Annotated in this window: 11 protein-coding genes; 2 read left to right on the forward strand and 9 right to left on the reverse strand. The window is 58.2% G+C overall.

Annotated elements, in window-relative coordinates:
* Window positions 1-139 precede the first annotated feature (139 nt).
* The gene (locus QGH30_03785) at window positions 140-310 is read left to right on the forward strand and encodes a hypothetical protein (GenBank protein ID MDP7021455.1); all 171 of its coding nucleotides are present in this window, start codon (window positions 140-142) and stop codon (window positions 308-310) included.
* 443 nt (window positions 311-753) lie between these two features.
* Here QGH30_03785 and QGH30_03790 read toward each other — a convergent pair whose 3' ends face one another.
* From QGH30_03790 to QGH30_03815, 6 genes are all read right to left on the reverse strand, one after another.
* Window positions 754-2,427 carry a sigma-54-dependent Fis family transcriptional regulator gene (locus tag QGH30_03790; GenBank protein MDP7021456.1) on the reverse strand — a complete coding sequence of 558 codons (1,674 nt, stop codon included), beginning with the start codon at window positions 2,425-2,427 and terminating at the stop codon, window positions 754-756.
* A 43-nt stretch (window positions 2,428-2,470) separates the two neighbouring features.
* Window positions 2,471-3,472: a bifunctional oligoribonuclease/PAP phosphatase NrnA gene (locus QGH30_03795; protein ID MDP7021457.1), complete on the reverse strand. Its 1,002-nt coding sequence runs from the start codon at window positions 3,470-3,472 to the stop codon at window positions 2,471-2,473.
* A gap of 59 nt (window positions 3,473-3,531) precedes the next feature.
* Entirely contained in the window at window positions 3,532-6,738 is a 3,207-nt protein-coding gene (locus QGH30_03800) for a protein kinase (GenBank protein ID MDP7021458.1), read from the reverse strand.
* Between the two features lie 82 nt (window positions 6,739-6,820).
* On the reverse strand, window positions 6,821-6,961 hold the full coding sequence (locus tag QGH30_03805; GenBank protein MDP7021459.1) for a hypothetical protein: 141 nt from the start codon (window positions 6,959-6,961) through the stop codon (window positions 6,821-6,823).
* Between the two features lie 344 nt (window positions 6,962-7,305).
* Window positions 7,306-8,091 carry a glycerophosphodiester phosphodiesterase family protein gene (locus QGH30_03810; GenBank protein ID MDP7021460.1) on the reverse strand — a complete coding sequence of 262 codons (786 nt, stop codon included), beginning with the start codon at window positions 8,089-8,091 and terminating at the stop codon, window positions 7,306-7,308.
* A gap of 2 nt (window positions 8,092-8,093) precedes the next feature.
* On the reverse strand, window positions 8,094-10,055 hold the full coding sequence (locus tag QGH30_03815; protein MDP7021461.1) for a tetratricopeptide repeat protein: 1,962 nt from the start codon (window positions 10,053-10,055) through the stop codon (window positions 8,094-8,096).
* Between the two features lie 217 nt (window positions 10,056-10,272).
* Here QGH30_03815 and QGH30_03820 point away from each other — a divergent pair, with 217 nt between their 5' ends.
* The gene (locus QGH30_03820; GenBank protein MDP7021462.1) at window positions 10,273-11,250 is read left to right on the forward strand and encodes a hypothetical protein; all 978 of its coding nucleotides are present in this window, start codon (window positions 10,273-10,275) and stop codon (window positions 11,248-11,250) included.
* A 106-nt stretch (window positions 11,251-11,356) separates the two neighbouring features.
* Here the strand turns inward: QGH30_03820 and QGH30_03825 are convergent, their stop codons facing one another.
* The 3 genes from QGH30_03825 to QGH30_03835 all read right to left on the reverse strand — a co-directional run bounded on the left by QGH30_03825 (window position 11,357) and on the right by QGH30_03835 (window position 13,182).
* Complete coding sequence (locus QGH30_03825; GenBank protein ID MDP7021463.1) at window positions 11,357-11,635, reverse strand: hypothetical protein; 279 nt, start codon at window positions 11,633-11,635, stop codon at window positions 11,357-11,359.
* Between the two features lie 197 nt (window positions 11,636-11,832).
* Window positions 11,833-12,363: a hypothetical protein gene (locus tag QGH30_03830; GenBank protein ID MDP7021464.1), complete on the reverse strand. Its 531-nt coding sequence runs from the start codon at window positions 12,361-12,363 to the stop codon at window positions 11,833-11,835.
* Between the two features lie 240 nt (window positions 12,364-12,603).
* Window positions 12,604-13,182 (reverse strand): hypothetical protein, encoded by a 579-nt coding sequence (locus QGH30_03835; protein MDP7021465.1) that lies wholly within the window; start codon window positions 13,180-13,182, stop codon window positions 12,604-12,606.
* Window positions 13,183-13,219: the final 37 nt, after the last annotated feature.

The raw sequence follows: 13,219 nt of genomic DNA on the forward strand, positions 1-13,219 counted from the left end.
GCTTTTCCTCAGCAAACCCGGGACAGAATAGTGAGAGGAAATGCTTGTTTCAAGGGGGAATTGAAGGGATAATTACCTTTGCCTAAGAAAAACGGATTTTTTCGTTAACAGCACTCACATGCAGTAAGGCAGTGGTAGAATGTCTCAGAAAATCAAGGTCAAGGTGAACCGGAATGAATCGATCTGGGCTCTCGGTTGGCTCTTTACCATCGGGTTTTGCCAATTGAGCTTCGGGAAGGCGGTTCTTGCGATCCTGATCTGGCCCTACTACCTCGGAAAGCTCCTGGCCGGCTGCTGCCTCGGGGCCTGAAAGACCGGACGACGAGACGCTCCCAGAGGGAGATCAAAAAACGGGTGGACCCTGCGATCCACCCGTTACTGCGGCCGGGATTTGGTCCCTGGCCATCCCGACCTACTACCACCAGGTCTTCGTCAGAAAGATGGTGAAAGCGGTAAAGAAAGGAAGAAGTCCGTAGATCATGAGATGCCTCCTTGCATCAGGGTGATTGAATCGCCAGGGTCACCCTCCTCATTGCATCGGATATGCCAGCATTGCTCCTTATTGTTCCTTATTGTGTAAACGCCCATGAAACACCAAGTTATGGAATACAAAGAGAGCTCCCCGAGAGGAGGAGCCTGCTCAAACCGTAAGGTGATTCTTACATGGAGTTTCAGAATCCGGATGAACTCCAGATTTTTCAGATGCTTAGAGCATGTCCCTGGAATCAGACAAAGTAAGGAAAACGCGACACATTACAAAGACTCATCCCGCTTCTTCTGCTTCCGAAGTTTTTCGTGGAGGGTTTGCCGGGAAATTCCAAGAGTCCGGGCGGCCGAAGAGACCTGGCCCCCGCACTGATCCAGCGCTTCCTGGATAATCCGGAACTCCAACTCCTGCAAGCGACTTCGCAGGTCGCCGGTGCCTGAGTTTGCCGGACGGGACAGGGGGCCTTCGTCGAGAAGCAGGTCGCCGGGAGCAAGGACATCCCCCCCGGCATAGAGGGCCAGGCTGCGCTCGATGCACTTCTCCAGTTGCCTCACATTGCCCGGCCAGGGCTGGGATTGCAGGAGTTTCAGGGAGGACGCTTCCAGGCGGGGCGCAGGACGCCCCTGCTCCGCACTCTGTCTTTCCAGAAAGTGAAGGGAAAGGGCCAGAATGTCATCGGGGCGCTCGCGGAGGGGCGGGATCCTGACAGAAAGTACATTCAGCCGGTAGTAGAGATCCTCCCGGAACTCCCCTTCGATTACCCTCTTTTCGAGGTTCCGGTGGCTGGCAGCGATCAGACGAAAGACCGGTTTGCGAAGCCGGGATTCCCCGAGCCGCCGGAATTCCCCCTCCTCGAGCACCCGCAGGAGCTTGACCTGCAGGCTGAGGGGCATGTCCCCGATTTCATCCAGAAGCAGGGTTCCTCCGTCCGCCTGCTCGAAGAGACCTACACGATCCCGGTCTGCGCCGGTGAAGGCTCCCCGGGCGTGGCCGAAGAGCTCGCTTTCGAGCAGGTTTTCGGGAATGGCTCCACAGTTGATCGCAACGAAAGGCTTGTCCTGCCAGGGGCCTTCGACATGCAGGGCACGGGCAATGACTTCCTTGCCGGTCCCCGTCTCCCCTTCCAGAATCACCGTGCTGCGAAGAGCGGCCATGCGTCGAAGTTGGAAAACCACGCGCTTCATCGCGGGGCTCGACGCGATCATCCGGCCAAAACGGGTATCTTCTCCCAGAGTCTCGCGCAACTCGCGATTTTCCGACTCGAGGCGACGACCCTCCTTGCGGGCCTGCTGCAGTTCATCCAGACGGAGCATGGCCGATGCGGCCAGGCGGGCAAAGGACTCCAGCAGGGGAAGTTCGCGGCTTCCGAAATGTCCGACTCCCTTTCCATCCAGATAGAGAACGCCCAGGAGACGGTCCTCCGCCAATAGTGGTGTGACCACCACGGTGCCCAGTTCCAGATAGAGAATGCTCTCGCGCTCCAGGCCCGACCAGGAGTCTTCTCCCAGATAGTAGCGGCTCTTTCTCTCCATCAAGGCGTCTCGCACCAGAGAGCGGCTGATGCTCTCGAGCTTCTGCCCCGAAGGAAGACTCTGGGCCTGTCTCAGGGAGCCCTTCGGATCGAGGCGGAAAAAGGCGGCACGATCTGCCCCGACCAGTCGAAGACTGAGTTCCAGAACGCGCCGGATTTGCCCGGCGGCATCGTCCTCGAGCAGGAGATCCCCAAACTCGGAGAGGAGATCCACCAATCTTCCATAGGAATCCCGAAGACCTGAAAGAGTGGCCAGTTCCTCTTCCGCACGAGTCAGGCGGCTTTTCAGGCTGGCGGTTTCAAAGGACTCGGTGGCCGGGCTTGCGGCCGCCGCAGACTTCGGAGAGGAGAGATTCTTCAGGGAATCAGGACGGCGGGGCAATGCTCCGGGTTTCTCGGAATCAGACATCGGTGACCTCCTGAGCTACTGTAAGAAAATCCTTACAGCAATGTCAAGAGATCAGCCCTGCCTCCCGCAGGGATTCTTCCAGGCGAGCGAGCAGGGTATCGCGGATGTCTTCTGCCTCTCCCCGCATTTCGCAGCCGGAAGCCGAGAAATGCCCGCCACCGCCGAAGTGTGCAGCCAGGGCCTGCACATTGACCTCTCCCTTGCCCCGGAAGCCCACCTTCCATTCCCCGTCCGGCGACTCCTTGATCTGCACCACGACACGAACGGACTCGAGGCTTCTGGGCAGGTTGATGAACTCATCCTGTCCGAAGAAGGGACGGGCTTCCTCCGGGAGATCCCCGGAGCGGAGGATCATCAGGGCCACCCGGTCCTCGAAGTAGAGTTTCACTGAGGCCAGTGCCTTTTCCATGAGAACCAGATAGTGGGAGTTGCGTCGGTCGTTGACCAGATTGGCGCAGTCGGAAGGGTTCGCGCCCCGGCTGACCAGGAAGGCCGCCGTTTCGAAGCAGTGGGCATCCGTGCTCGAGTAGCGAAAGCCGCCGGTGTCGGTCATCAGGCCGGTGAAAAGACAGTTCGCGATTTCTGTGTCGATGGCATCCTCATCGAGGGCACGAAGGAGATCCGTGATGATCAGGGCTGTGGCCGCAGCAGAGCGGTCAAGGAGGTCTCTTTCATCGTAATCGCTGCCATCAATGTGGTGATCGATTCGAAGAAGCCTCCTGAAATCGCCGTCCTCAAAACCGGTTCGATCCAGGCCCGTGCTGTCCACGACCACATAGAGGGTCTCTTCGAAGTCCGGGTTGCGGGCCTCTTCGCCCCCGTGCTGGATCTCCCCGAAGCCGGACAAGTAGTCGAACTTCGCAGGATATGCTTCGTCAAAGGGACCCAAGACCGCCGCGTCGACGCCCCGGGACTGAAGGAAGCGGCAGAGGGCCAGAGAGCTGCCCATGGAATCGCCATCGGGGTGCTTGTGCAAAAGAAGGCGAACTCTCTTTTGCTCGAGCAGATAGCGACCGGTTTCCTGATATCTCTCTTTTGGCAGCATACTTCCTCCCGGATGAATCAGAGCAGGATACTGTATTCTGGGGGAAATGCCAGAAGAAATCAGGAAAGCTCCAGGCAGGCGAGACGATCCGGGCGGGACAGGTAGGACTGACGGGATGCATCATCGGGGAAGCTCCGGGACAGGTCACGCAGAATCTCAATGGCCAGACCCCGCTGCTGCAAGGATGTCACGCGGTCGCCATCGGCAAGGCTCAGCTCTGCATCACAAAGATGTAGGGGCCAGGTCCATTCCGGGTTTCCGAGAATCTCGGCATCCTCCCTGGCCTGCTGAAGCACCTTGCGGGACTCATCCCTCCGGCCTTCCCCGTGGAGCTTTCTCGCCATAAGAGCCCCCGCCCGGGGCAGATGCAGGCGACGACCCCCGCTCCCGAGTTCCGCCATCCCCTCACGAAGTTCCTCGATGCCGGGAGACTCGGAAAGATCCAGTTCCCCGAGATGAACCCGAAGAAGAAAGCCCTTGTCCGGGGAGCGGCTTTCCATAATCCGAAGCGCCTCTCTCAGGCTTTCCTGCGCGCGATCTTTCTCCCCGAGAAGCTGCCAGAGCCGACCCCGCCGGAAAAGGAAATAGCCCTCCATGGACAAGCTCCCCGTCTCCCGGGCCACGGCCAGCCCCTCTTCGATATAATGATTCGCGCGGTCGAGTTCGCCGGTTTCCAGAAAGGAGAGCACCAGCAGCTTCCGCTCGGCCAGCACATCCGAAAGCCTCTCACTCATCTGGCAATGCCGCTCCAGTTCCTGAAGCGCCGGGAGAAGGCGCCCATAGTCCCCCTGGTAGAGCAGCGACAGGACACGGTTATTTCGAGCCGCCGTGGGCTCCCTCCAGAGGCCAGCCTCCCGGGCCCGTCTCAGGGAAAGCCGGAACTGTTCTTCGGCCAGCACAAAATCTTCTCGACCCAGGTGAAAGAGGCCCAGGCTGTTGCTCACATAGCGAAGGAACTCGGGGCGGTGAACCTCAACGGCAATCCGACGTGCGATTTCCAGTTCCTCCAGTCCCTCTTCGAAGCGGTTCTGCACGATGAGCAATTCCGCCCGGTGGATTCGCAGGGAAAAGAGATCGCCGGGGTCCGCCTCTCCTTCGGCACTCTTCAGCGCACGGCTCATGGTATCGCAGGCCGCCGCATAATCGAGTTGCTCGGAATCCAGAAGACTCTCTGCCCAGTCCAGAAACCAGAGACCTTCCCGACCCGAGAATTGCTCCCGCAGTTCGGACAGTCGCTCGCGACCAAGAGCGGGGCTACCGAATTTCCCCCAACTGACCACCTCTCTTGCGGCCACCCTGATTTCCAGACGGCTGCCCTCGATTTCCTTCTCGCGCCGCTGCTTCCACTGCTCCAGAATCGCAAAACCCTCTTCCAGACTTTTCTCATTGAAGAAGCGATCGAGCAGGCGACGAAGAATCTCGGCACTGCTTTCCAGATCGAGAGCGGCTTCGCAATGCCAGAAGGCCTGCCGAGCCTCCTCCGGATTCCCCCGGACGAGACGCCCGAGAAAGGAAAGAAGGGCATGGGGCAGATCCTCCGTCTCCCGGGGGATTTCCGCCAGGGATTCTGAGGGAAGAGAATCACCCAGGTGAAGGATGGCTCCGGACGGCAGGCTCTTCAACCAGTCCCGGGAGCCCTGCCGCAATGCGAGATTCAGCACTTGCAAGCGGGAAGCGGAATCACTGCGACCCCAGAGCGTGTCCAGAAATTCCGGCGAAAGGAAAGGCGCCTCTTCGTTCCCCGGAGAAGTGCCATGCAGAAAACCGTCGCGGGTTTCAAGAAGTCCCGTGTTTTTCAGTTCCCCGAGAGCCCCCGTTGCTGTGTCGGGAAACAACTCCCGAATTTCCTCTTCCCGAAGAGGAAAGGGCAGGCTGCGCAGGCCTGCGTGAAGATCCCGGGCTTGTCGGGAGAGAAGGTCCTCGCCCGGCTCCCCATCCTCCAGCTCGGGAACCCTGCCTTCGGCAAAGAGAGCCATTCCCAGTTCCTCCCGCAGGAAGTGCCGGGACAGGAGGAACTCCAGAATGTGGAGCAGTTTGCCGGGACGGCCATGGGAATGTTCGAGCAGAAAACGCAGTTCCTCATGGCCCGGAGTCAGGGACTTGCGGCTCACCGAAGTGAGACTGGCTTCCAGCCAGCCCCGGACTTCCTCCTCGCTCCAGGGCCGTGAGTGCAGAAGAAGACAGTCCGCCCGGTGACGAAGATAGTCAGCGGTCTCCCGGCTCAAAGACTCCGTGGCAAAGACGGCAGAGACCGCCCCTTCCGGTCCCACCGGAGCTTCCATCCAGGCAATCGCCTTGCGACCTTCAGGCAAATCGCCCTCCCGCCACCTCACTCCGCTCACTCTCGCCTGAAGAAGGGACGCTTCTGCTTCCTCCCCCTCGAGCAGGATGGACGGACCCAGGCGGGTCTCCGGAGAAGAGTCGCGACGCAACCAGTCTTCGCACCTACTGAGCAGGGACGAGTCCGGATGAGCGGCCGGACAAAAGAAGAGGGTTCGTGGCGCAGGGTCGAGGGAAAGGCAGCGACGAAACCCGTCCATCCACTCCATCATGCTCGACCAGGAATCGTTCTTCCTCAAACTTCTTTCCAGAAAGGCCGAAAGGTCCGGGGGAAGATCCGGTCGCAGAGCCTCCAGGGACTGAATCCGTCCCTGGGCAATGGACTCCATCAGTTCCTCCCCCCGGGCAGATTGCCAGGGAAGGCAGCCTGCAAGACACTCGAAGACAAGAACGGTGAAAGCGTGAAGGTCATCGCGGAAGTTCAGTGCTTCGCCCTTCAGTCGGGAGGGCGAAAGGTAGGCCGGACTGCCCGACGCGCCTTCTGTGCCCTGCTTGCGAGCAAGGCCCAGATCCGAGAGCAGGACCGCAGGCCCTTCGCCACTGCGGTTGCGGAGAAGGTTCTGCGGCTTCAGATCCCCGTGGATCCAGCCTTCATGGTGCAGCAGGTCCAGGGCGTCCGCGACCGGAGTCAATTCCTCGGCCAGGTCTGAGGCCATGCTTGTGTCGAGAGTCTCCCCGGAGAGGCGGGGAAGGAGCAGCCAGGCGCGGCCCGCTTCGTCGAGGCCGAAGTCCAGCACCGGAAGCAGCGCCGGATGATGAAGCTTCCGGCTCAGTTGGGCCTCTTGCAGAAGTGTCGCATTGAAGTCCGCCCGGCGACTGAGCTTGAGGACCTGCTCCGGATTGTCGGTCTGAAAGAGCTCCGCCATGGAGCCTTCTGCGATCCGGCTCCCGGGATGCGGCATTCTTTCCATGCGAGGTGAGGACATGGCGCTAGCATCCTGCAAAAGAGAGGCCCCGTCAAGACGGGGCCTCATTTCCCAAGATCAAACGACAAGTAAATCAGAGAACCTAAAGTCCGGGACCTCCACCAACGGTCCCTTCGCTTTCGATGGAAGTGATGTAGTTCGCGTCCGCGTCCTGGTACTCGCCGGCCTCCACCATGACCAGGCTGCCGAGAACGAAGATTGCGATCCAAATCCATTGTGTCATGTCAATTCCTCCCATGTGAAAGCACTCTCCTCTTGCAGGATTGCCTCCGTCAGGAGAAATTTGCGAATTCAGGGCTGGGATTGCCGACAAATCACAGAGCGTATTTTCAATGAAAACAAAGACTTGTCCTGACAAAACTTTCACTTCGTTTTCTCGTCTGGGAAAACCGGGACAAAAGTGGACCGACAAAAAGGAGGAATTTGACCCAGGGGAAGTTCGGGGCTCAGGGAATTGAGGGGAAGTCTCCGGCCGCCCTCAGCACTTCAGGGAAGCACAGGAAAGCGGAAGGAAGGGGGGATTTTCCCCATGTCTCATGGAATCGCAGACTTCCCGATAGAAACCGATCAGGTCCCACGCCGGATTCCCAAAGAGGCCAGTTGGGCGGGGGCGGGAGTGCAGAGACCGGCGAGCGGAAGCTGCGAGAGAAGCTCCAGTTCGCGGCCTGAACTGAGGGGTCCGACATAGACTCGCATGGCCACCTGATTCGCCCGGTCAATCAGGTCCAGACAACCCTGGCGGAGGGAGCGGAGGTCGCGCTTGCGATAGGGTGCAAAGAAGAGATCCCGGGAGAGATAGAGGATCCTCTCGCCGCTTCGGGCTTCCTCCAGCCATTTCTCCGCCTCCGGAAACCTTTCAGCCAGAAAGCCGACCGGCCAGGGAGAGGCTTCCAGAATGTCCCGGAGGATCGCGGCGTCCCGGGAGAGGATCTGCAGATCCAGTCCCCCGGCCTCCCGCGAAAGAAAGTCCCGAAGGCCTCGGGCTTCCAGCGGCGCAGCCTTCTTCCAACGAGGACCGCTGCCACGGGGTAACTCCAGTTGAAGAGCCAGGCCCCGTTCACGAGCCAGAGGCAACAGTTCCCCGAGAGAGAGGATCCTCTCGGCACCGGAGGATCGAGGAGAAAAGGGAACCGGGCGGCGAGCGATTTCCTGTGCATCCATCCGGTGAAACCAGCCATGGGTTCCGGTCACACGATGAAGAGAGGGATCGGAGAAGAGAAAGAACTGCCCGTCCCGGCTCGAGCGCACTTCGCAGCGAATGCGGTGGCTTCCCAGATCTGCCGCACGCAAAATGGCCGTTTTCGTGTTTTCGGGAATCAGGGAAGAGAAACCGCGAAAGGCCACATTTTCCATGGCTATTCCAGGAGGTGGTCGTAGCGGTCGATGCGGTCGATCACCCTGAGCAGGTTCGTGGCCCGACGAAGAACTTCCGAGGTATCGGGAAGTCCGAAGGCCTGAAGCTGCTCATGGGTCGCACGGGCCGCAGCGAAGTCGCCCATCCTCACGCCGAGAGTGTTCATCAGGTCCACGAGAATGCGGGGGTCCGAGGGATCCGCCTCCCGTGCCTTTTCCAACTTCACCTTGAGAAGCCGGCTCTGCTTCGCAAAGCCCTTCTCTTCGACGATCAGGAACTTCTCCAGTTCTCCGATGCGTTCTTTCAGAAGAGGATCCAGGCGAAGAGCCTTCTCGTAGCACTGTCGAGCCAGAAGGGGACGCCCCGTGTCCAGGTAGATCTTCGCCAGATTGCCGTAAGCCACACCCAGATTCGGGTTCAACTCGGCGGCCTTCCACAGGCACTCCTCAGCCCGGTCGTAATCCCCGATTCGAAGATAGGCATAACCCAGGTTCTGCCAGGCCGGAGCGGAGTCGAGCTTCTCGCGGAGAGCTTCCGTGCTGTAGAAAGCCGCCCGCTGGAAGTCCTCCTGCTGGAACCAGTAATTGCCCAGCAGCAGAAACTCGTCGTGGAAGTCCTGGTTCGGAACCAGGGGAAGATGGCTCAGAGCGGAAGCAAGCAAGAGAATAAGTAGCGCAGGAATCAGGGGCTTCCAGCGCTTTTCGAGCAGGATCCGTACAAGACCCGCCACGCCAAGCCCCGCAAAGGGAAGAAGCCAGATCAGAAGCGGCAGTCGATAGCGACTGGTGACGAAAAAGAGCACCACGCTCAGCACTACCGCCAGCAGACTCCAGCCCGCACGACGAGCCTCAGTGCTTCGTCGCAAACCGAAGAGCAGGCCCAGCAGGGACAGGGGCAGGATCAGGGAGTAGCCGGCCAGGGGAGCGCGCAGGAGCGAGGAGTAGTTCTCCCGGAAAAAGTAGAAGTTGTAGTGATTGGGAATCTCGTAGTAGTTCAGGAGGAGAAGCGCCTTGCGTCCGAACAGGCGAGCAGCTTCTGCCGGACGGGTTCGGAAGAAGACTCTCGCCCGCTCCGCCCAGAACCGACTGACCTCCGAAGGCTTGAGTTCGCGCTTGCGGGCCTGCTCAGCCACCAGGCGACTGGAGCCTTCCAGATCGGACTGCATGTTGGCAGGAACGACAAAGCCCCCGCTGGCCTGGGGATTGTTCCCGATAAAGAGGTTGATGCCCCCGTTGCTGCTGATCAGAACCCAGTCGTCGCCGGCCAGTCGGTTCCGCAGTGTGAAGGGCAGGATGGCGACCAGAAATCCTGCGGTCAGAAGCACTCCCTTTCTCCAGGCCCAGGTCGAGGGTTTCAGGGGCTTTCGAAACAGACCGAGGTGAATCCAGAGGACGGGGCCGAGAACCAGAAGGTTCGGCTTTCCAAGTGCCGCCAAGCCCAGAAAAAGACCGGAGAGAAACAGGGAGCGGCCCTTCACTTCCTCGCGAGCCAGAATCCAGAAGGCCAGACTGAGGAAAAAGAGGGAGAGGGTGATCTCCAGAATTTCGCCGGCATAAAAAAGAAAGGGCGCGTAAAAAGTGGCAAGAACAGCGCAGGCAATGGCACTCCATTTTCCGAAAAGCCGAAGAGCGGTCAGGGAAAGCAGCCCAACGGTCAGCGCGGAGAGAAGAGCCTGCCCCAGACGAAGCCACCAGAGTCCTTCCGGAGCCCCGAGTCCCATGAAAAGGGCCATGAAGTAGGGATACAATGGGGCACTGTGGAAACTGACCGATTCGCCGATCCAGTTTCCTGACAGGATTTCCCGGGCTCGGTTCACATAGAATACGGAGTCTCGCAGCGGAGCTTCAAAGAGAGTCGTTCCGCGAACCTGAAGCAGATAGGCCAGACGCAGCAAGAGTGCGCCGACGCTGGAAATCAGGAACAGTCTGCGGGCAAAGAGTGAGGTCTTCAGGTCTGTTTTCAAATCGTCCTCCCGGAGGAGGACTGTAGCCCCGTTGAGAGGATCCCGCAAGTTCTGGCCGGGAAATTGTTCCTGGCTCCCTCTTTGCCTTCCTCCGGGCATGGAGACCTCTGCAGATACCTTCTTTCCACCTCACTGCCCGAACCCCCGATGCCGCTACCACAAGCCAGGCAAGAACTTGGCACCCATCATCCGCAAAGGACACTACTTCCGACAACAGATGCCTCAGCGTATACCCCGTTTCCACTGCAAGCACTGCAGTGTCAACTTCAGTGCCCAGACCTTCTCCACAAGCTACTGGCAAAAGCGGGGAGATCTCGCAGGGAAGATCTTCCTCCTCTGTGTCGGTGCCATGGGCAACCGGCAGATGGCAAGAGCCCTCGGAGTCTCCAAAAGTACGATCGCTCACCAGATCTCACGACTTGCCCGCCACTGCCTGCTCTTCCATACCCGCATGACCGAAGGCAGTAAAACCCGAGGTCCCATCGCCTTCGACGGCTTCGAGACCTTTGAACTCAGTCAGTACTTCCCCTTCCACCACAATCTGGCCGTAGAGACCGAGACCGGCTTCTTCCTCTTCCACACCGACAGTCCTCTCAGAAGAAAGGGCCGTATGACCCCGGAGCAGAAGAGACGAAGAGAGGAACTGGAAGAGAAACTCGGACGTCCGGATCCGAAGGCAGTGGAGAAGGGAGTTATCCACCTACTGGGGACAGTTTTGGGGAAAAGTAGCTCCGAGACCCTTCTCAGTGACCAGCATCCGGCCTATCGGCGGGCACTGCGGCGCCTGGGCCGGACGGTCGACCATCAGGTGACCCACTCCCGCAAGCATCGGGGACGGAACAATCCGCTCTTTGAGGTGAACCTGCTGGACCTGATGCTTCGCCACAGCACGGCGGCTCACCGGAGAGAGACGATCGCCTTTTGCAAACGGCGGCAGGCTTCTGCCGAGAAGCTGACGATCTTCCAGGTCTGGCGCAACTGCATCAAAAGGCGCTGGGAGAACGGTCCTCCGGTCAGTTCGGCGATGCTCAAGGGTCTCCTCGGTCGATTACTGGAGGTAGGCGACATCCTGGAGCAGAGGCTCTTCCGCCATCACTTCTCTTTGCCGGAGGTCTGGGATCGCTACTACGAGCGGAGGGTCGAGACCCCGGCCTTGGGCAGAAACCGGCCTCATGAGCTGAGCTATGCGTATTGAGGGGACGGGAAGAGGGAAGCAAGGCAGGCAGAAGGGAAAAGCCAGGTACCTGAGCGACATGGAAGAATACCATAAAATGCGTAGGAACATTTTCCCGGCCAGAACTCTATTGATACACGACTTGCATCCTCCAGGGAAAAGAACTGTCGACGAGCGGGACACAGATCCCCGCAGAGTCACTCTCCCGAAGCGAGCCGAAGAGGAAAACGATGGTCTCTCCACAGGAGGCAAGGTCCAGAACCGCCTCTGTCAGGTCGAAATTCAGCAACTCTTCATGAAGACCAAAACCCAGACGGGAACAGGCAAGCCCCTGATTCAGGGGATCCCAGTCCTCGGGGATTTCGGAACTCAAGGTGACCTGAGCATCGGCCTCCCAAGAGTACATTCCTTCTGCAGGTACTGCATCGAAAACCCCCTGAATGAAAACCCCAACAAGCACCTTTTCAGACTCACAATCCGGGAGAGCGAAGTCATATCTGGCAAGTACACGGCCTTCCAGGACATTAATCTGGACCGAGATATCATGCTCCTGAACTTCAGCAAAGGCGGTCAAGGCAAAGCACAGAAGAGTGCTTCCAAGAATCAGCGAATAACACCAATGCAAGTCAGTACTTCGCCTTGACCGTGGAAAACGACTCCACTTGTGCATTTACCCCCCCCCGACCATTCCACGCTGATCATGTGGTCCCCTATGCCAGCATAATGGAGACCAGCCCACAAGACACAGCCCTCCTCAATCCCATATCCGTTCGCCCATGGGTGCGGGTGAGGAACACCATCGACAACTCCCTCAGCACAAACACCCAGGGAAAGGTCCGAGCGGCCGGAAGCCTCTTCCAGAATTGGGCAGAAATACAGAAATGTCCTCCAGGGGTGTCCGTGACCTCCTCCAATATACGTTCCAGACTCGTCAGGGAAGTATGCCATCAGTTCAAATGTCTCCCAGCAATCCGAGCATGTAGTTTCGAATTCGTACTCCCCCACTACCCCCACACCATCCTCGTCGGTGTCAACTTCCACCAACATCCAGTTATCTGCATATCTGGCTGTTGCAGTTCCGACCACAATCTTGAATCTCCCACTTCCATAATGAAACAACTCCATCCTCTCCAAAGTAAGATCGTATAATGTGTGGTTGGGAATTACGCCATCGAAATACGGGTCGTATCAAACCAGAAAACTAGCCAGCCGCATGGAGTACTACTACCACCAATGTCATTGTAAGAGTGCACTGGAACTCCGTCATGATAATAGATCAATCCTGCCATAGAAGCCCCCCCTACAAGCAAGGCTCCTATTGTCAGTAATGAAATCCACTTCATTCTCATCGTATTTCCTCCTATTTCAGAGTCACTACCTTCTGTGCCTGCAGGTCAGGGAGGGAGGGTGACTTGAGAAAATACACCCCGGTCGAGATCTCCCGCCCACGGTCTCCGGTGCTTGGCAAGGGCCATCGCTTCTGTGTTTCAGGCCGACTGCGATGATTGGTTCATCCTGATCATATTTCCCCATGGCCTCATCACGGGAAAGAAGAACTGTGAAATGACGGTCTTCTCCAATTTGAATCCCGCTGTGGCTGGAATCTGTGTCGAAGGCAAAGTAGGCACAGATCCGATTCGCAAGATCCGGAAAGGTGTCAGGATCTGTGCTGATTACACATTCGGCAAAGGTGACGAGTTCTTCGAGGCCCCAGCCCTGACTCTCATCCCAATCGGTCACCGTTTCCCAGTCCCAGTCTGCCTTCAAGGTAAAGATACCCGGGAATACGGGGTTTTCGTGATTTACAAATAGAAGAGAGTCAACAGGATAGGGGTAATCACTCGGATTGAGGGAAATCCTGGACAGACTGTCCGGAATACTGTTCCCGCAGAGAAATGCATGGGAATAGACGGGAAACAACAAGACAAGATACATCAGGGTACCCTTGAACATACCCACCTCACAGCAACAGTATATCACGTTTATAAAT

Source organism: Candidatus Krumholzibacteriia bacterium (assembly GCA_030748535.1).
Lineage (GTDB): Bacteria > Krumholzibacteriota > Krumholzibacteriia > JACNKJ01 > JACNKJ01 > JASMLU01.